Raw genomic sequence first — 18573 nt, forward strand, 5'->3', positions numbered from 1 at the left:
ATTTGGCTTGGAGGAAATTAAAGACACGTTCCGCCTATTTGTGCCTTTGGAAAAGTCGATAGAAATGGACGCCAATGGTGATTACATCGTTCAAGGGATCATATCCAGTGATGATACGGACGCACAGGCAGATAGTATCTCTCCAGACGGAATGGATACATCCTATTTTCTCGAAAAGGGATGGATTAAGTGGGAACACGGTAATAACCCCGATCAATTTATCGGAGAGCCGGAAGCTGTGCATGTTGGGAAGTTCAATCATCCCACGCTTAATAAATCGGTTAACGGTGTGTTCATAAAGGGCCGTCTGTATGCGAATCGGGAAATGTCACTCAAGGCCGTTGTTGCTATTGAGGATCTGCAGAAGTCCCACAGCACGCGGCGTGTCGGCTGGAGCATCGAGGGCGGTGTAGTCGAACGTGATCGAGTAACAGGGAAAGTCATTAAGTCTGTGCTGCGTAATGTGGTACTAACGATGAACCCAATAAACACCATGACATACGCAGAGCTGGTTAAATCATTCAACAATACCAAGGAGGATGGAACAAATATGACAGACAATCAAAATCAAGAATTGGGCGCGCAACTGGGCGGACTGGAAAAGTCCCTCACGCATCTTATTAAGCAGCAAGGAGAGAGTACGGAGCTAATCAAGTCTCTTACTTCTAAGGTGGACACCCTTAGTTCTGAAAACGAGGAATTGCGAAAGTCACTGCATATGCCTCAATTGCGAAAAAGCATAACGGGGCAGCGTGATCTTAGCACGATAAGACGCCCAGACGGGAAGGAATTGAACAAACAAGAAGTGAAGGAAGTATTGGAGAAATCCTTCGAGACTGGTGATCTAGCTGCTAGTGAGGTTGTCCGCTTTGAATTGGGGGCGCCGCTCCAATCATTGAATCTGCCGTCTGCGGTTAAAGAAAAACTCGGGCTGTAATACCAGCCATTAGAACTGGAGGATATAACTATGGATTTTGAAAATCTGCAAGACGGCTTAGGCCAGATGTCTTTTAATGACATGGAGCAATTAACAAAAGCACTGGGGAGTGGTGTAGACGGTCCGGCATATGGAGACGGTTCTTTTGCCGACATGTCCGCCCTGCGTCCGCAATCACTCGAATCTACTCTTAAAGTCGTAACGGCTAAAGAGGAAAATTTGGTGTTCTGGCGCTCTATTAACAAATCAAAGGCTAATGGCCTTGTAGAAGAATTTAACGTAATGGACAGCTACGGACAGGATGTTGATCCGTATATGGTAGAGGGCGGAGTGCCTACCGAAACGGATAGTAACTACACCCGTCAAACCGGATTTGTTAAGTTCTTCGGTACACTTCGGAGAGTTACACTACAGGCCATGCTTACTCAGACGGTTGGTGTGGGTGATATCAAAACGCGCGAGACGATGAATGGCACCATGGCTGTTCTTCAACAAGTGGAGCGAGCTATGTATTTAGGTGATAGTTCCAAGAATCCTTTGGCAATGGATGGATTGCTGGCGCTTGTTAAAAAGTATGTAATTGGCAAGCCTTACGCCTCCCAGCATATTTTTGACCTTAAAGGTGGGCTTATCACGGAAAATGTTTTAGAGGATGCAGCAACGGTTATAGCGGATAACTGGGGTAATCGTAAATTAGACCTTCATATCTCTAATCAAGTACACAAAGACTTCTCTAAAACGTTTACTGGTCCTACTGGGCGTCAACGTATTGTAAACCCGGGTGAAGAGATTATGATGGGGCAACCAGTTCGTGGTTACGCGGCTAACTCTGCGAATATCACATTCTTGAATAACGTTTTTCTGAAACCGGAGGGCGCGCCAAAACAAAAATCTCAAAAGGATGCTCCGGCTATCCCTGTGCTGGATTCCGCCAAAGGTGTAGCTGATATTAATTCTACTGTGCCAGCAGGAACATATTACTATTTCATTAGCGCTAAAGGTAGAAAGGGTGAATCTGCCCCAGTACCAACGACAGCCATTGCGATTACTGACAAACAACGGGTTGAAATTACTATTCAACGTGTTGACTCTGGCGATGTTGATTTGAAAGCCAACAGTTACAAAGTTTATCGTGGGTACTCCAGTAATCCAGCTCAAGCATTGTTCATGACTGAGGTTGCGGATAGTGGCAGCGGTACAACACAGGTTATTGTGGACGACGGCGCTGATATCCCGGGTACAGAACATGCATTCTTAATTGATAATGACGGCGATAACGTTCTACGTTTCAAACAATTTGCGCCGTTAATGAATTTAGCCTTGGGGCGCGTCGATACATCTGACCGTTTCATGATTCTACTTTTCGGTATGTTGCAAGTCTACAACCCGCGCCGAATTGTGGTATTTAAGAACGTTGGCAAACTGGGTGAAAACAGTAACCGCGAACTGTTCGGTCCATCCTACGATCAGCCAAGCTTTGGTACTATCAAACCAGTATTCCGTTAAGAGAGAGGTTAAACCTTTCTCTTTTCTTTTGGTCATTTTTAAATCCAAGTGAAGGAGATACGGCATGAAGATAAAAAAAACAAGTGGCGAGGTACCCGCTGAGGTCATTGTATTGGATCAGACAGTCGAATTTGATGGGAAAGGCTTGGCTGATGTAGATGATGATATCGGGGAGGTCCTGCTTCAAATTCCTGGTTATGAGGAATATAAGGAAAAGCCAAAAAAGGACCCTGTTCCAAAAGATGACGGCAAAGCCAAGAAGGACGACACCAGTGGGAGACAGGTCCCGCCGCCGGATGATCAGGGGGCAGTTGCCCCGTCTGAAGCCAAGGAATAATCATGGCTATCATTCCTTATTATGAAACTCATGAAACCCCGGATGCTGAAACCCCAGGAACTATAAAGATAACCTATAGCTCTCCTGTAGGGTTGCCCACGCCCGAAGAGGTACGAAAACGGTGGTGTTATGGCCTAACGCTTGCCGATAAGTTTGGTCGGCCGATGGATGATCGGGATATACTGGGATTCTTGATGGCGGCTGTAAAGGATACGGAGCGCCAATTGGGGATATTCCTCAAGCCTACAGTTATACGCTGTAATGCAGAGACACGGGAGCTGGTGCAGGGTGTGGATTACGAAGTGGAAGAACCGCCGTATGACTACGATGTACAGCGCTGGCGTAATTTTGGCTTTGTACAGCTCCGGCAGCGCTTTGCTTCCAAAATAGAGTCTTTCAAGTTGGTTACCTATGGCGGGCAAATAAATATTGACTTCATGCAGCATCAAGACTGGATTAAACTTTACAAAAAGTCTAGCCAACTGCATGTAGTAACCAAGGGTGGGGGTGTGCCTGTACTTGCTGGATATCCGGCAGGCTACAGCGCAGCCCCATTCGCTATTGGCTTGTTGTCTCAGACGCCACAGGTGTTCCATATCGATTATACGGCTGGTTTGACCAAAGAGCAGCTAACGGAGGATATCCGGGCCGTAATCGGTAAGCAGGCGGCGGTATCCGTGTTGGGCGTTGCTGGAGACGCGGCAATGGCTGGGGTTGCTGGCTACTCGCTCACCTTGGATGGTGTGGCAGAGTCGTTCCAGTCTACTGCGTCAGCTATGTACGGCACGTATTCTGCCCACATCACGCAGCTACAGACCGAGGTAGATAACTTCTTTAGCCCGGCAGGAGGCGGCGCACGTACCAAAATGCGCGGCTTTACGATGGGGGGGATTTAAGTGGTTGATATTCAGCTTAACGGCCAGAAGTTCGAGGATCTTATAGCCCGACATGGCCGGGATGTGATGTGGCAAGAGTCCTTTAGGTGCTCCTGTTGTAACTTGGATAGTGGTTCTCCCCTGTATGGCTGTCCTATTTGTGGCGGTACGGGGTTTGTGTACGAGCCGGCTATTAAATGCAGGGCGCTGATCCAGAGCGTTACCACAACCAAGGATTATCTTGCCTATGCCGGGATGTTTGAGGTGGGTGACGCTATTATGAGTGTTTCCGCCAATATGTTAAAGCGTACTGAGTCAGGCGGGTTCGATCTTTCAGGCCGGGAGCCTGTGCCTATGTTTAACATCGGATTTGGAGATATCGTGTCATTGATTGACGACGAGGTGAAAACGTCTGATATCTTGGCGCGGGGGACTGAGGTTCGCCAACGCCCACCGGATACGTTGCTAAATCCCAAGGTAACAAAGGTATTATCTATTCGTCGTCATGATTTAGACACCGCCACAGTCACCCAGTACGTTGCTGGACAGGATTACGAAGTTGAGGGAGCGACAATCCAATGGATAGGCAATCAGCCGCCAGAGGGAGCGCAGTATAGCGTCATGTACATGCATCGTCCGGTATATACCGTATATGCCGTACTTCCACGGCCCCGGCATCAAAACGGGCAGGACCTACCGCGTGCAGTTGTACTCCGGTACTATCCGGGGGGTGTCCTCCGTGAACATGCTGTCAATTCAGGCTGACCTTCCGGCACTGGACGATATCATTGCCCGATTGTCTAATGGACAGCAGTTGCCCTTTACACGGGCTGCCGTTCAGGCTGCTACCACGGAGCTCATACAGGCCACATGGATTCAATACGCATCGGGCGCACAGGTAAGCTTCAGCGGCGGGAATTTTCGTGTCGGCGTTCAGACTGGCGATTATGTCCGTAGCATTCAGGATGGCCTACGATTCCCCGACGATCTGACCGGAGAAGTATTCACCACATCTGCTCACGGTGCAGCGATAGAGTCCGGCCAAGATGCCCGAGATATGAAACCATCCCTTCTAGCATCCCCCAAAGCGAAGACGGGAGCGAATGGCAAGAAGTATATCACTGTCCCGTTTCGTCATGGCACGCCGGGAGCTGCGACAATGCCCGCCATGCCCAAGTCCATATATGCTCAAGCCCGGGGCCTTAGCTTTAGCCGGGTTCTTTCGCCTTTGCCTACACGTACCTATAGCTGGGGCGGGCGGATAAAAGAGGACGACACAGGCAAGCGCAGCCACACAGGGGCGCATCCGGGGGCGGGCTATACGTGGAAGGCTGGTAAGTATCAAGGACTTGTCAAGATGGGCCAGCCTGGACATACGCAGTACCTTACGTTCCGGCGGTTGTCCGAGAACTCCAGTAAAAAGAGTTGGATGCGTCCGGCGATCAAGCCGAAGCCGATTCGTAAGGCAGTCATAGAAAACACGCGGGATCAGGTGCAAGAAATGATTGTACAGGGCTTTCAACAAGATCTGGCCGCTATGGGCTTGGGAGGCGATTAGTTAAGTGGAGTTCAGTAGCGTTGATGTTAAAGAGGAATTACTTCAATTCCTGAAAAAAGGATTCAAAGATAGCGCTGTTCGGATGAATGTATTCAAGGCCGATCCGCAAACAGAGACAGAATTACCGTGTGTGGGCATTAACCGGGTATCTGATAGCGAGGCAGCTCACATCTTGGGTGACTTCGGCGGTGAGGACTTTGATAGGGAGAGTTTAGAGTTTTCGGAGATCCACAGCACGCATTTTCAGGAATCAATGGAAGTGCGTATTTGGCATACCAACGCAGACGAGCGGGAGAGGGCCTACAGGATATTAAAGGCGCTGCTTATGCTATTCCGTCCAGTGGCGGTACAAAAAGGCATCTTGAATTTTTCAATGGAAGCTGGCAAAGACGAAAGCGACTTTACTGGACAAGTAGCCCCTTTCCCTGTTTATTGGGCCAGTATCGTTATTACGTATCTCAATCCACTTGACGTACAAACCACAGAGCATGTGGATGCAATCAGTGGGTTTACCGTGAAGGGAGGTTTGAGCATTGGCGGATGAAATTGAAAAAAAGGACGAGCAGAATGTGCCAGCTCCTAAGACTGAACCAGTCAAAAAGACGGAAGCTGCAAATGCACTTGTAACGCTGGATGATTATTTATCCCGCGTGCAGGTGCATATGGGGCTGGTAGCGAGCTTCCGCTTTGAGGCACGCAGCAAGCCGGAATTGCTGCAAGACAAGACGGACGAACAGTGGGCGAAAGCCTTCCGTTTGCAGTCCGAAACGCAATATGAATAGGAGGTAAGCCATGAGCATTAATATTTCTTTTGGTGGTGCAACCATCAAGCGGACCGGGGCTAACTCCGTTGTAGATTCTGCTGGAATGACTCCTGTGACACTAGGGAGTAACAAGGTGCTGGCAATGATCGGCGTCCCTCCAGCGGGAAGTAAACTGCCAATGGATAGTGTGTCATACTTCAACGATCCTAAAATTGCCGCCGCTACTATTGGCGAGGGTGAATTACTGGAGGTTATGAAGGTAGCTTGGCGGAAAGGCGCAGACCTTATTGGTGTCGCTCCTGCTAAAATCACAGCCCCCGCTACTGCACCAACAGACACCGAATGGCAAACGGCTATTGATCTTTTACAGACCGAGGATGTGGCGGGAATTATCCCTCTCACAACACAGCCAGCAATCTGGGCCAAAGTCGACACTCATGTTGAATTTATGTCCAGCGTCAAGAATCGGAAGCGCCGCCGCGCATTTTATGGACATAAGCCAGGAGCGACAATTGCAGAGATTAAAGATTTGGCTTTGGGAATCCCGACCGAACGGGGGTTGCTGGTCACGCCATGCCCACTTGTGGCTGATGCCGACGGTAACAAAGTTGTTAAACCGGGTTATTTTATGGCGGCGGCAGTCGCTGGTATATGGGCCGGACAACCTTCACAAGAGCCTGTTACGTATAAACTTGTCAAGTTTGACGGCTTGGAAAAAATTTATATCGGTCTGGAGATCGAAGAACTGCTGGAAGCCCACATTTGTCCTGTAGAACAGGTTAAAAATGTGGGCTTCCGTATTGTTCAGGGTACAACACTTTCCTCAAGTAATGATCTGACCAAGGCGGAACTTTCTGTCGCAACACTCGCAGATGATATGAGCGCAAATGTCGAGACGTATTTCGAGAACAAATACGTCGGACAAGCTGGGGTGAAGGGGATCGAGGTAACCATTTATAACGATTTGATGTCGTTACTTCAAGAGTTTGTTAAAAACAATTGGCTAACTGGATTTGTGCCGGAGTCCACGAAAGTAACCAGAAACGGAACAGCATTTTGGCTGGATTGGGAAGGCGTGCCGACGTTGCCAATTAACAATTTTCTTATTACATCACACTTCAACTTGAAATAAGAAAGGGGGAATAAGCTTTGAGTATTGTAAAAGACCAGCCAGCTCACGCCGGGCATACAGTGCGACTTAAAATAGGTGGCGTTGAAGTTGGTCGAGCACAGAGGATCAGTGGTCGGCGTAGTTTTGGCACAGAAAATCAGTATCAAATTGGCTCCATTCTTCCTCAAGAGTCGGTTCCTCTTAAAGTTGAGGGATCTGTCACACTGGAGAAGTATCGTATTCGTAAAAAATCACTAGCCGAGTTGGAACTATCTGCTTATGGTGCAGACATCCTCACCATGAATGTTATTGATATTGAAATCACGGATAAATACACAAATGACATTGTTATCGTATATCGAAGCTGCACTTTGCAGGAATCGTCTGAGGAATTTAGTGCAAATGCGATGTCTTCAGAAACGTCAACTTGGTTGTTTTTGTCGTCTGATTTTGGTACACCGATCACGGAATAATTTTAAATCAAGTCCTCTCTTTAGGAGAGGACTTTTATATTTCAATTTAAAGGAGACGATTATATGTCGGAAAATCTTACTGAACAACAAAAGGCAGTGCTTGAGGCTGTTAAAACGGCAGAAAGGGTGCGTGCTGGTGGAGAGTTGAAGGAAGGCGAGCTTTTGGATTTTAACTCGTCGGAAGGTAATCACTATACAGGCGTGCTTGTGTTTAAAAAACTTACCGTCGCTGAAGTTATGAGGGCTGGGGCGATTAAATCAGAGATGTTGAGAGAGGCTGGAGTGCAAGATGTTCAACTGGTTGATACTGATGTCCATTTTATGGCTCATGTGGTTTCATTTCTTGAAGTGGCTCTGGCGAAACGACCTGAATGTCTCTTGAAACTTAAAGAAATCACTGAGCCTGACCTGTTGTACCACGTTTACGGAAAGTATCAGGTATGGGAGGCATCATTTCGCAAGGACTTTCGAAACACACCTGAAGACAATAGCAAAGCTACCGCAGGAGAGGAAACTTTGGATACTCCGTAAATACGTGTACGGCGGACTTCCCCCAACTGATCCACGCATATTGGCTATGACCGAGGAACAGATTGACTTGGAGTTTGAACACATGGAGATAGACCGAAAAGCGCGCGATGGCAAGAGTGAGGAATATGAGGACCCCGATTTTGACGAATGGGCAAGGGAGACTGAAGAGATGGACAGTAAGTTGTCCTATGACTATTCATCGCCCCAAACTCCTGCTGAAGACCTGGACGATTGGGAAGACGTCGAATAGAAAGGAGGGAGTATTTTGGCAGTAGAACAAACCATTCGCGTATCTGCGAAGGGGGAATTTAGTCAGCTCCAACGCGGCTTGAAACAGCTCCAGCAGGATCTTAAAGGTGTTGCTGGTGTAGTAGACAAAGGAGCCGGAAAAGGCGGCTTTTTTGATGAAAAACAACTCCGGGCCTTGGATATTTACAAAGGTCGCTTCCTTGGAACTATGCGTGAGTTGGATGCAGAGTTTCGTAAGCAGAACGGCGTGGTGGATTCTCTTTATTCCAAGCTTCAAGGTGCACAACGCGGAGAACGTGAGGAAATAAAAAAGACCATTCAACAACGCGAACGGCAGTTGGATGTTATCCGCAAAGAACTAATGGCTACCGAACGACTTTACAACCAACGATACAGAGAATCCGGCGGCTACCGTTCATCTTCCTCTTCTTCCAGTACATCTGGTCGGTCTGGTAGTTCAGGCGACAGTGACAATGCGAGTGGGGGCGCTAGTCGTCTTGCTGGCGGCGCACTATCTAGTGTATTAGGAGCTGGTAAATTCGCCTTGGGATTGGTTGGCCTAAGCAGCATTGCAGGACTGGCAACACAAGCCTATAGCTCCGCATATGCCCGTTCTGTAAACTCGTTGGACCTGGCGCAGCGTATGCGCGGACAAGCCGGATGGAATGGTCAGGCAACCGATATGTGGGACCATGCTTCCTCGGTCGGCCGTGCTGATCGGATGGGTTACAGCGCAGCAGAATCTTGGGGATTCTTGGATCAATACAGCCGAACCGCTGGTAATATAAGCGCTGATCAGCAGAGTGGGCTTCTTAAATTTGGCCGTGCATACGGACTGGATACATCCGAAGTGGCTAGTACCGCCGGGACCAACCGTGCTTCAGGCGGTATGCAGACTCCAAAGGGGTTTGCGGATGCCATTGCGGGTAGTGTGGCAAAGTCGGGCATGACTCCACGTATTATCGAGGTCATGGAAACCAACAACACTCTTCTGCAGCAGATGAACACCACGCTAAAAGACGGCAGCTCCAAACAGATTTTAGCCTATCAAACCACGCTGGACCGCATCGGTACCGAGAAAGGCATGATGCAGTTAACGGGCGCTCAGGGCGGTAACCTTATCGGCGGCTTGGGTGGTATCTTTCAGCCGGGTAACGACAACTGGAAGTGGATGGGCGTTCAAGCGCTACGGCAATATAACCCTAAAAAGTATGGCAGCATGGACCTGTTCGGGCTGGAAGAATCTTTTGAAGACGGCCTTATGAACAGCGATAACGTCCCTGCTATGGCTAAGTATGTTAAGTCCCAAACAGGCGGTAATGAAAAACTTACAAAGCGTATTATGCAGCGTTGGCTTACAGACGGTGGCTTTGCTGCAACTAAGAGGGAAGCAAGCGAATTTTACGACGCTACTAATGGCCTTTCTGTTTTTAATCCTGACCAGCTCAAGGCTTTGGAAAATGGCAGCATTGATTCAGGCGCGAAATATGATACCGAGCGTCAAGGAGCCAAAGGACAAGGTTACATGGACACAGATGCCCGTTTTGAACATGCTTTGGAGCAAGCCGGGGGTAAGCTGGTCGATATCGTTATGGGCGTTAAAGAGGGAGCCACAACCGTTATAGAGGCTATCCAAAACGGTACTGGAACCGGAAACGGTATACTTGATTCCATACTTAAATTCATGAACGATAATTTGAAGGGTTTAGCAACTACCGACGCATTAGGTAACTTGGGATCGGCGCTGTCAGAAGTATTAAGCGGCAAAAAGGACCTCTTCGAAAGTCTGTTTGGCGGAAAAAAGACCGTAGCAGCCAATGCAACAGACGGCATTTCTTTTGCCACCCCACAACAACGGACCCAATATTTACGGGAGCTACAACGTGAGCAAAGCAATAAAGCGAACAGTGTTGAATCTGAAGGTGCTGCCCTGTACGAACGAGCCAAAAACGGTGAGAAGCTTACTGATGCACAGATGCAAAAAGTGTACTTGTACAATACAAAGCACTTTAGCAATGGAAAACAGGCTGGGACAATCCCGAAGTCTGTTGTTGATAGTGGGGCTGATGTAACATCGGGCTTTTTCCAACAATTATTACAGATTCCCATGAATGAATTTTTTGGCGGGTCTGGTGATAGCGATATTGGTCGTATGCCTGATCAGGTAACTCGCAATGTTGAGGATATGTCCACAATCGGCCAAAACAAATTCAGGCAAATGGATCGGACGACTAGTGACATGGCCGCTGATGCTGCGACAAAATACATGTCTATGGAACGCAACAGCAGCAGCCTATTAGACAAGACGGTATGGATTTTCAGGAACATGTTGTACACCGTGCAAAACGGTACCGCTGATATGCTGGCTGAGTTCCAAAGTCTACGAAGTTCGCTATCAGCTTCTAATGGTGGCGGCGGTTTAACGGCTATGGGAAATGGTTTCAGCATTTCTTCCAAGATAACGGCCATGAGCGGGATCAGTGCCGAACAGCTTAACAAAAAGTTGGGCGGTGTGCTTGCGGGCAAAGGTGCTCAATTTGTACAGGCTGGCTTGCAGTTCGGCATTGATCCGGCTGCATTGGCGGCTATATCTATGCATGAAACTGGGAACGGTACATCACCAGCATCCCGAAATCGTCATAATGTGGGCGGTATGATGGGTGCTAATGGCCTTATGAACTTTGCAAGCATAGATGATGGAATAACAGCTATGGCCCGTAACTTGAAAGTTAATTATGCAGATAAGGGTATTGACACCATTGAGGGTGTTCAGCGCAAATATGCTCCAGTAGGAGCGCGAAACGATCCTGATAATCTAAATAACAACTGGTCCAAAGGCGTTGTGAAATTTATGAACGACCTTACTGGTGGCGTGTCTACCGGATCAGGTAGTGGATTCTTTAATAACTGGCAAGGACGCATTACCAGTAAATTTGGTCAGCAAGAAGGCTTCCGCAAGAAGGCTCACGGCGGCTTGGACATAAAGGGTGCGCAAGGCGATCAGCTTCAGGCGCTTACAGGCGGAACGGTCTCCTTTGTGAAAATGGATGATGGAGGTCCGTTAGATTCGGATGGTAAGAAAAATACCCGAGGTGGCGGAACGGAAGTCGGCATAAAAATGTCTGATGGCAGTACCTACTTTTATAGTCATTTGTCCGCTGTTAACCCCGGATTGAGAACCGGGCAGACGGTGAGCACAGGGGATTTTATTGGGAATGTTGGTGGCACACCTGGAGTAGCAGGTAGTGGAAGCAGCACGACTGGCAGCCACTTACACCTGGGCTATATGAATAGTTCAGGTAAGCTAATGAACCCTGTGGACTTATTGAATTCTTTAGGGGCTGGGGACAGCGATATCGGGTACATGTCTGCTGCATCGAGTCCGAAGGAGATCCGGCACAAGTCTGAAGTCACAGTAAATCTGAATATAAGTGGCGAAGGTGCGAAGGTGTTGAACGCTGCTACACAATCGCAAATTGAGAAGATTGTAAAACGAGTAGTTGCGGATCACGAGAGACAGAAACTCCGCATGTCTCCAACAAGGGCGGGATACGCATGATAGAACGTTATAATTGGGCGCCAGTTGGCGGCGTGGAGGGTAAACGGTACGTCCCTATCATCCGAGTTAGTTTTCACACAGATAAAGCCTGCTACCAACTTAAAGGCAGTTTGACTGAGGATACAGGCCAAGACCCTACCAGCCAAGTGCTTTCCGTTACTACGCAGAAAACGCTTGATGCACCTGCTGGAACCATGAATATTGTCCTTGCTGGTGACAAGTGGTTTCGCTCACAACTCATAATGGCGAACGATCTTGTAGTTGTGCAGATGGGCTATAAGACGATCAAGGGTGAGGAATTATCTACTGTCATGGTCGGTTTGGTGGATCGAGTGCGGCGGACCCGTAGCGTGGACAACGGTATGACAACATCCATTCAGGCGCGGGACTTTGGTAAGGTACTTATTAAATCCAATATTAAGTTCTATCCTGAGATATCAGGTGGTACCGATAAATTCTTTTTAACCGAAAACGGATGGCTGGCGATGGCAAAGTATTTTCAGTCGGAGAGCATTGCTAAGGGTAGCCCCGCTGTAATTTTAGATGTCATTATGCGTTTTATCTTGCCGAAGTTAAACAGCGTAAAGTGGACGGTGTGGGACGAGAAGAAGTCGGAGCCGGTTGCCAAAAAGGTCGATGTTACCAATATACTCAGGTACAACTTTGCAGCCGTTCCGGTATTTCTTCCGCAGTTTTTTACGTTGGACCGTTACGAAGGCTCTTTGTGGAACCTGATGGAGCGCACATCTACCAAACCATTTACGGAACTGTTTGTGGATGTGCGTGAGCCGCTGGAGGCATGGAACCCCGGTAGTAAGCCGCGAGTGGTGAATGAGACAATAGAACAAAGCAGCGATCAAACAAAGGCCAAGTATCCTAAGGGAGAGGGGTACTATCCGTTCCCGCGTTTCCCGTTTGGCAAGGATAACAGCGTGGTTTCGGTCTTCCTACGGAATACACCTTTTTCAAAGGATGCCTGGGATAAGTTAGCCGTTCATGAAGTGATCGCAGCGGACGTGATCGACGAGGATTTGTCCTATAGCGACGATGAGCACTATAACCTGTTTTGGGCTGGGACCACGATTAATCCGTTTGGGTTTGATTTAAAACGGGTAGCTCCCCCGAGTATGAACAAGTCTGCTGTCGAGCGTTATGGGCTTTCGCCATTAGAAGTTGAGATCGAGGGCCTAGCAATTGACCCAAGTAAACCGGAGGACACGACCAAGCTGGAGCAAATGAGCAAGGCATATACACTCAAACTGAAGGAGTGGTTTGAAAATAACCACAAGTATCTGAATGGCTCTATGACCGTGCGCGGCAAGGGTAGCTATAAAATCGGGCAAAGATTACAAGCGCCTGGGATTATGAAAGAGTTTTACATCGAATCTGTAACGCAGACCTTCAATGTTTTTGACGGTTGGAGCACGACCTTACAGCTAACCCGTGGTAGGGACTATAAGCCACAAACAGCGGCTAAAATCTCCAGCGCGGCAACAGTAGCGGCGAACGCAGCAGCCGGGAAAAAACCTGCTTCTGCAAAAACCACATCTGAGGTAAAAGCTGATTATTATACCGTCAAGCAGGGCGACAGTCTATGGAGCATCGCGGCCAAATTGTATGGCAAAGGCGATGACTGGACGAAGCTATGGGAAGCCAATAAGGACATGCTCATTAAGCGAGACGACCGCAACACTTCCCAACACGGCAAGTACATTTATGTTGGTCAGATTCTTAAATTGCCGGGAGGAAAATGACATGAAGGATCAGAGTTCCCTTGGTGGAAAGACAACAAACCGGATGCCTGAATTTAATGCTACCCGGCTTGGCCATGTAACCAGCACAAAGGATTACGAAAAATACGCACGTATAGAGGTCATATTTTTGGACTATAGCCAGCCCGTTCCTGTTTGGGTTTTCGGTGACGTAGACCGTGAGCCGGTCGAGGGAGATACGGTAATTGTTGGGTATCTGGACAGTCGCAAGGATGCTCCGTATCTGGCCGGATTTTTACGGAACGGCAGCTATGGAACCAACTTCATTACTATTAAGCGGGACCTTATAAAGCTTCAGCTACCTATTTTCGAGATAGGCGTAAAGGATGGTACAGCCGACAAGGATGTTCAAGGTAATTTGTTGGACGATAGCAAACAGCAGCAACGGGCCTATGTGGAGCTGACACCCGAGCACGCTTTGTTGAGCTATCCTACCGATAAAGAGGGAAAGAACCCGCCTGCTACCGTAAAGGTCACGCCGGGTAGTGTGGAAATATCCTGTCCGGTTCCAGATGAAGCGCCAGCCTATATACGTGTAACTGCGGGAGGATTTGAGTTTTTTCACCCCACAGGTAAGGCGATGTTTAAGCTACCTAAAGGAGACGTGATCGTAGAGAAAGGATGATAGCAATGGCGTTGGTCAAGGATTCAACGAAGGACCAAAAAAAGTTTTACCGTATGACCTTTGAGCTTCGGAAGACACTGCCCAGTGGGGATTCCGGTTCTATTACCTTGCACACGCTCCTAGTCAATCCATCGGATTTTACGCAGGATGAGCCGGGGCGTGGCAATATTGTACAGACGCTTGGCGGAGCATATGTGGCTGACTTCGGCGCGGGGTTGCCTACGGTTACACTATCCGGCACGACGGGTTACAGCAAGCGTACGTCCGCAGAGAATCGCGTTTTGGACGGTTACGAGGAATTTATAAGCTTTAGAGCCGATATACACCGAAAATTTTTGCAGGCCAACGATCCGCAGCACGCTCTGTATTGGTACAATTGGGAGGACAACGAGTATTATGAGATCCACCCACAAAACTTTCGGCTTCAGCGTAGCAAGTCGGAGCCGTTGTTGTACCGCTATGAGTTTCGTTTTACATGCTTGCGGAGGCTGACTAAGACACGTAGGGAAGCGGCTAAGGATTACCTGAAGCGAAACCCTTCCACAAAAGATATGGCCGGGAGACTTTCATCCAGCGTGTCTAATATAGGGGAGCTGCTAAACAAGCTCACGAAAGGGGGATGATTGATGCTGGAGTCAATCTATTTGCCCGAGGAAGAATTGACTTATGTAAATTTCCCGGTGCTCAGAGAAGAGCGTCAGAGCGTTGAAGATATTACGGCCTATGCTCTGCGGGCGTATACGGCTTTATCGGATTATAACGAAGCACTGTATGACCGGGTTGATATAAATACGGCTGAATTGGAACAGTATATTAACCTATGTCAAGATACTTGCAGGCGTTTAGCTGCTGCTGCCAACGTCCCTTTTGATTTGCTGTTGGAGCTGAGGTCAATTCTTACGATGCTCTATAAGCTGCGTACACTGGCCGCTGACATTAGCGCGAACGTAGTCGGAGAGCCCGGGGGTGTTGATACGGAGGATGCGGGCTGATGATTGAGCACGTTTTAAATGATGCTGACACCATACAAGGCTTGTCAGTCTTGTACAATGTACCTTGGCAGGATATTGCAGATTATAATAATTTGGAATACCCATATACCATGACAAGCCGGGAAGCTTACTATACGTTGTATGCAAGCGGGTATTTGGTGGTAAGGCGACAGGCGGTGTCATTGCCACTTACGTTGTATGCTGGTTCATTGTTTATGACGGATGTGGATTCTCAAGGTATACAGAAAGTATATGAATTGGTTGAAGACACGACCCTTGCTGCTGGTGTGGCAGAGGGTTATTTTTATGTCCGCAGTCGTCTACCGGGGAGCTTTGGTAATACCATAGCAGGCAGCATTGTTTTGTCCGGCTCCGTTCGGTCCAGTGCGGAGCCTGGTTCCTTATCCGTCACCAATCCGGAGCCTTTCACCAACGGGAAAGATGCGCGGGTGCGCCTTACTGGTCAGACTGTCTACATCAACAGCGATCAGACGGCTACAACTACGCCAGAGCCGTTGGGCGGCACAGACCTAATGGTTTCATCGGATGGCGATCTAATGGAAGATGAAACCGGGGACTGGGCGGCAGTAACGGGGATAGACAATATAAAGCAGGCCGTAAGCCATAGGCTGGTTACCCGGCGTGGAAGTCTCACGCAGCACCCGACCTACGGGAGCCGCTTGCACGAATTGATTGGGCTGGCGCAAGCGCCGTACATCCGTCAACTCATTGAGTTAGATATTCATGAGGCACTTTTGTACGAGGACCGCATAGACGGCATAACTGTGGATAATATCGTAATTCAGCAAACGGCCTATTATATTTATTTGACAATAAACGTAGCGGGCAGACAGGAAGGCGTTGAGTTGACGGTTACTCAGGCGGGTGTTATTGCTGCATAGGAAGGAGGAACAAAGGTGGCTTTTGAACGAAAGACGATGGAGAGCATCGTACAGGGAATGGTGGATTGGTCGCGGGGCGTATCTTCCAAAATAACGGATTTTAGTATCGGTTCAAGATCAAGGACGATGATGGAAGCCGTGGCGAAGGAACTGGAGGAATACTACGACAAAACGTGGCGTGCCATGCGTAATGCGATAGGACAGGGAATTTATTCAGCCTTTGGATTTCCGAAGCTCCCAGCCCTCTATTCTACTGGGACAGTTACGTTTGGTCGTGCTACTCCAGCCGATACGAATTACTTGATTCCAGTAGGTACCCTAGTCAAGACGCAGGCCACGTCGTCTAAAGCGCCTATAAGCTACCGAACGACAGTGGACGCGATAATGGCAACCGGAGCCAAGAGCGTAAATGTACCTGTAATCTGCCTGACACCTGGCTTGGACGGTAACACAGAAGCCCAAACCATTACCGATTTTGTATCCAAGCCAACCGGGATTGACACAGTGTTTAATGGTTCCGCTTTGACCAACGGGAAGGAAGAAGAGACAGGAGACGAGCAGAAGAATCGCTTTAAAAAGTTTATTGCTTCTTTATCACGTGGAACGCTTCAATCTATCGAATATGGAGCAACTATCGTCCAGCTCACAGATGCAACAGGGCTGGCGACTGAGCGCGTGGTAGATTGCCAAGCGTTTGAGGATTTACCCGCCCGGAAGGGGGAGGTAGACTGCTATATTTGGAATGGAGTTGGCACGGCCTCCCCTGAACTGTTCGCAGATATTCAGAAAACGTTAACTGGGTATTATGAAAACGGCAAGCCTGTATATGGGTACAAGTCTGCTGGGATACAGATTAATTTGTTTTCCGTTACCACCAAACCTGTCAGTATCCGCCTGACGATAACGTTCAATAAGGGCGTTACACTTGAATCGTTACAGAGTGACATTGAGAGGGAAATTAGGGACTATTTCAGCGGGGTTAAACAAGGTGAAATTTTGATCCAGACCGAGCTAGAAACCCGCATAAAGCTCCTAAGCGGAATATATGACGTTAAGCTTGATTTGTCCGTCGACGGTGGTAAGAGTTGGTCGGATACGAACCCCACCGCTGGTAAAACGGAAAAGCTGGTGCCACAATTCCCCGTAATCTACCGGGAGCCAGGCGTATGAGGATACTTAAAAAGTTGTTGGACAACCTTGGTGATAAGTGGAATAAGCTGCCGAAAGAGGTCCCGTTTTTAACGCTTGGGCGTGGGACTGGCCCGCATAGTATGATGACGGTGGACGAGGGAGTTATTTATTTTCATAGTGCGCCGTATCGCAGAGAGCTGCCGGACAAGCAAGCAGTCAAACTACATGCAATGGACACGGCGGGATTGATAGAGGCTATACGCAGATTGGGGTACGTTGCAGATTTAGAGCCTGAAACGATTAGACAGGACGCTGTACCGCTGGCGCTGATAGAGGTAACGAATATCCCGATTGATTCGACTTTGAATGTCTTCACAAGCAATGTTTGGCGGCGTATGTACCCTGTCTATAGGGTGTTACGTAAAGCGGAGGCGGACACGGATCTGGCATTGCTGCAACTGGACCGCAATATGGCTTCTGGACGCTGGCTCGATTATTGGGGCAGCTTCTTCGGTTTGCAACGACGTCCAGGTGAGCTGGCCGAATCGTTCCGCCGACGATTTACAATGTGGGTTTTAAACCCGAAGACAAACAACGTGGCATTACAAGAGTTGTTGGCTTATCAGTTAGGCGAATCTGGCGGTGTGGAGGTATACGACAAGGCTCCTGCGGTTTTGGGTGTTCGATTGGATGCAAAGTATACGGAAAGCGGCGAGGTCTTGTCTGCATTTAGGAGTATTTTGTTGGAGAACAAAGGTGGAGGCATTGCCTTTACTACTTCTGTTCATGTGTATACTCCTATTCAGCATACGCATTTTTACCGGAGTCGATTGCGTTTGCGGTCAGCAGTACATTTTTTTGGTGGCCGACCTTGGTATCTGGATGGTTTGGAAGTCTTAAATGGGTCTGCTTCACTATCTGGATGGACCGGAGGACGGATGCGGTATGTTAATAGGTTGGAGCTGAAGACCAAGCACCGTATTGAGAATAGGCAAGAAGGTAGAGTAAAGGTGCGAAAAAATTATTGGTTGCTCGATGGTACCGTTATGCTGGATGGCAGTCGGACATTAAGTTCAACGGAAACGATCATGGAAGCTTAGAAAGGATGTCAGTAATGGCAGAGCAAATTTTAACCGTGACAACGGCCTATGCCAGAGAGCAAATGGCCCGAGCGAGGGCTGAAGGCGGCACTCTTACAAAAGTAGTTAAGATGGCATTCGGTAGCGGCGGAGTGGACGCAGAAGGCAAGCC

General features: G+C 48.4%; 20 protein-coding genes and 1 pseudogene. All 21 read left to right on the forward strand.

Annotation, left to right across the window (positions count from 1 at the left end):
• Positions 1-7 precede the first annotated feature (7 nt).
• The gene (locus L696_RS0116100; protein ID WP_025684566.1) at positions 8-937 is read left to right on the forward strand and encodes a hypothetical protein; all 930 of its coding nucleotides are present in this window, start codon (positions 8-10) and stop codon (positions 935-937) included.
• 30 nt (positions 938-967) lie between these two features.
• Positions 968-2443, forward strand: a complete 1476-nt coding sequence (locus L696_RS0116105; protein ID WP_025684567.1) for a hypothetical protein — start codon at positions 968-970, stop codon at positions 2441-2443.
• A gap of 64 nt (positions 2444-2507) precedes the next feature.
• Complete coding sequence (locus L696_RS0116110; protein ID WP_025684568.1) at positions 2508-2780, forward strand: hypothetical protein; 273 nt, start codon at positions 2508-2510, stop codon at positions 2778-2780.
• A gap of 2 nt (positions 2781-2782) precedes the next feature.
• Entirely contained in the window at positions 2783-3676 is an 894-nt protein-coding gene (locus tag L696_RS0116115) for a hypothetical protein (protein WP_025684569.1), read from the forward strand.
• Positions 3677-4420: a hypothetical protein gene (locus tag L696_RS0116120; protein ID WP_025684570.1), complete on the forward strand. Its 744-nt coding sequence runs from the start codon at positions 3677-3679 to the stop codon at positions 4418-4420.
• Positions 4395-5213: a hypothetical protein gene (locus tag L696_RS0116125; RefSeq protein ID WP_025684571.1), complete on the forward strand. Its 819-nt coding sequence runs from the start codon at positions 4395-4397 to the stop codon at positions 5211-5213. Before L696_RS0116120 ends, L696_RS0116125 begins: the two co-directional genes overlap by 26 nt.
• A 4-nt stretch (positions 5214-5217) precedes the next feature.
• Positions 5218-5757, forward strand: a complete 540-nt coding sequence (locus L696_RS0116130) for a hypothetical protein (RefSeq protein WP_025684572.1) — start codon at positions 5218-5220, stop codon at positions 5755-5757.
• Complete coding sequence (locus L696_RS0116135; RefSeq protein WP_025684573.1) at positions 5747-5995, forward strand: hypothetical protein; 249 nt, start codon at positions 5747-5749, stop codon at positions 5993-5995. The genes L696_RS0116130 and L696_RS0116135 overlap by 11 nt, the downstream gene beginning before the upstream one ends.
• A gap of 10 nt (positions 5996-6005) precedes the next feature.
• Positions 6006-7109, forward strand: coding sequence for a phage tail sheath protein (locus L696_RS0116140; protein WP_025684574.1), 1104 nt, complete (start codon positions 6006-6008; stop codon positions 7107-7109).
• Positions 7110-7126: 17 nt separating this feature from the next.
• On the forward strand, positions 7127-7561 hold the full coding sequence (locus L696_RS0116145; protein WP_025684575.1) for a hypothetical protein: 435 nt from the start codon (positions 7127-7129) through the stop codon (positions 7559-7561).
• Between the two features lie 63 nt (positions 7562-7624).
• Complete coding sequence (locus tag L696_RS0116150) at positions 7625-8092, forward strand: hypothetical protein (protein WP_025684576.1); 468 nt, start codon at positions 7625-7627, stop codon at positions 8090-8092.
• Positions 8093-8174: 82 nt separating this feature from the next.
• Entirely contained in the window at positions 8175-8342 is a 168-nt protein-coding gene (locus L696_RS0116155) for a hypothetical protein (RefSeq protein WP_162472182.1), read from the forward strand.
• A gap of 15 nt (positions 8343-8357) precedes the next feature.
• The gene (locus tag L696_RS0116160) at positions 8358-11900 is read left to right on the forward strand and encodes a peptidoglycan DD-metalloendopeptidase family protein (protein WP_025684578.1); all 3543 of its coding nucleotides are present in this window, start codon (positions 8358-8360) and stop codon (positions 11898-11900) included.
• On the forward strand, positions 11897-13654 hold the full coding sequence (locus tag L696_RS31995) for a LysM peptidoglycan-binding domain-containing protein (RefSeq protein ID WP_025684579.1): 1758 nt from the start codon (positions 11897-11899) through the stop codon (positions 13652-13654). Before L696_RS0116160 ends, L696_RS31995 begins: the two co-directional genes overlap by 4 nt.
• 1 nt (position 13655) lies before the next feature.
• Complete coding sequence (locus L696_RS0116170) at positions 13656-14297, forward strand: hypothetical protein (RefSeq protein WP_025684580.1); 642 nt, start codon at positions 13656-13658, stop codon at positions 14295-14297.
• 5 nt (positions 14298-14302) lie between these two features.
• A complete protein-coding gene (locus L696_RS0116175) occupies positions 14303-14920 on the forward strand; it encodes a hypothetical protein (protein WP_025684581.1) in 618 nt (205 codons plus the stop codon).
• A gap of 3 nt (positions 14921-14923) precedes the next feature.
• A complete protein-coding gene (locus L696_RS0116180; protein ID WP_025684582.1) occupies positions 14924-15289 on the forward strand; it encodes a hypothetical protein in 366 nt (121 codons plus the stop codon).
• Positions 15289-16191: a GPW/gp25 family protein gene (locus L696_RS31505; protein WP_025684583.1), complete on the forward strand. Its 903-nt coding sequence runs from the start codon at positions 15289-15291 to the stop codon at positions 16189-16191. Before L696_RS0116180 ends, L696_RS31505 begins: the two co-directional genes overlap by 1 nt.
• A 15-nt stretch (positions 16192-16206) precedes the next feature.
• Complete coding sequence (locus tag L696_RS0116190) at positions 16207-17361, forward strand: baseplate J/gp47 family protein (protein WP_025684584.1); 1155 nt, start codon at positions 16207-16209, stop codon at positions 17359-17361.
• A complete protein-coding gene (locus L696_RS0116195) occupies positions 17358-18422 on the forward strand; it encodes a hypothetical protein (RefSeq protein ID WP_025684585.1) in 1065 nt (354 codons plus the stop codon). Before L696_RS0116190 ends, L696_RS0116195 begins: the two co-directional genes overlap by 4 nt.
• 14 nt (positions 18423-18436) lie before the next feature.
• Positions 18437-18573 (forward strand): annotated as a pseudogene (locus tag L696_RS32755) (phage tail-collar fiber domain-containing protein); the annotation flags it as partial.

It is taken from the genome of Paenibacillus maysiensis (assembly GCF_000520815.1).
In the GTDB taxonomy this organism is placed as follows: Bacteria; Bacillota; Bacilli; order Paenibacillales; family Paenibacillaceae; genus Paenibacillus; species Paenibacillus maysiensis.

Excerpts from the sequence above, each read along its gene's own strand:
- L696_RS0116105 (WP_025684567.1), top strand. The coding sequence starts at position 968 with ATGGATTTTGAAAATCTGCAAGACGGCTTAGGCCAGATGTCTTTTAAT.
- L696_RS0116110 (WP_025684568.1), top strand. The coding sequence starts at position 2,508 with ATGAAGATAAAAAAAACAAGTGGCGAGGTACCCGCTGAGGTCATTGTA.
- L696_RS0116115 (WP_025684569.1), top strand. The coding sequence starts at position 2,783 with ATGGCTATCATTCCTTATTATGAAACTCATGAAACCCCGGATGCTGAA.
- L696_RS0116140 (WP_025684574.1), top strand. The coding sequence starts at position 6,006 with ATGAGCATTAATATTTCTTTTGGTGGTGCAACCATCAAGCGGACCGGG.
- L696_RS0116150 (WP_025684576.1), top strand. The coding sequence starts at position 7,625 with ATGTCGGAAAATCTTACTGAACAACAAAAGGCAGTGCTTGAGGCTGTT.
- L696_RS0116155 (WP_162472182.1), top strand. The coding sequence starts at position 8,175 with ATGGAGATAGACCGAAAAGCGCGCGATGGCAAGAGTGAGGAATATGAG.
- L696_RS31995 (WP_025684579.1), top strand. The coding sequence starts at position 11,897 with ATGATAGAACGTTATAATTGGGCGCCAGTTGGCGGCGTGGAGGGTAAA.
- L696_RS0116170 (WP_025684580.1), top strand. The coding sequence starts at position 13,656 with ATGAAGGATCAGAGTTCCCTTGGTGGAAAGACAACAAACCGGATGCCT.
- L696_RS0116175 (WP_025684581.1), top strand. The coding sequence starts at position 14,303 with ATGGCGTTGGTCAAGGATTCAACGAAGGACCAAAAAAAGTTTTACCGT.
- L696_RS0116180 (WP_025684582.1), top strand. The coding sequence starts at position 14,924 with ATGCTGGAGTCAATCTATTTGCCCGAGGAAGAATTGACTTATGTAAAT.
- L696_RS31505 (WP_025684583.1), top strand. The coding sequence starts at position 15,289 with ATGATTGAGCACGTTTTAAATGATGCTGACACCATACAAGGCTTGTCA.
- L696_RS0116195 (WP_025684585.1), top strand. The coding sequence starts at position 17,358 with ATGAGGATACTTAAAAAGTTGTTGGACAACCTTGGTGATAAGTGGAAT.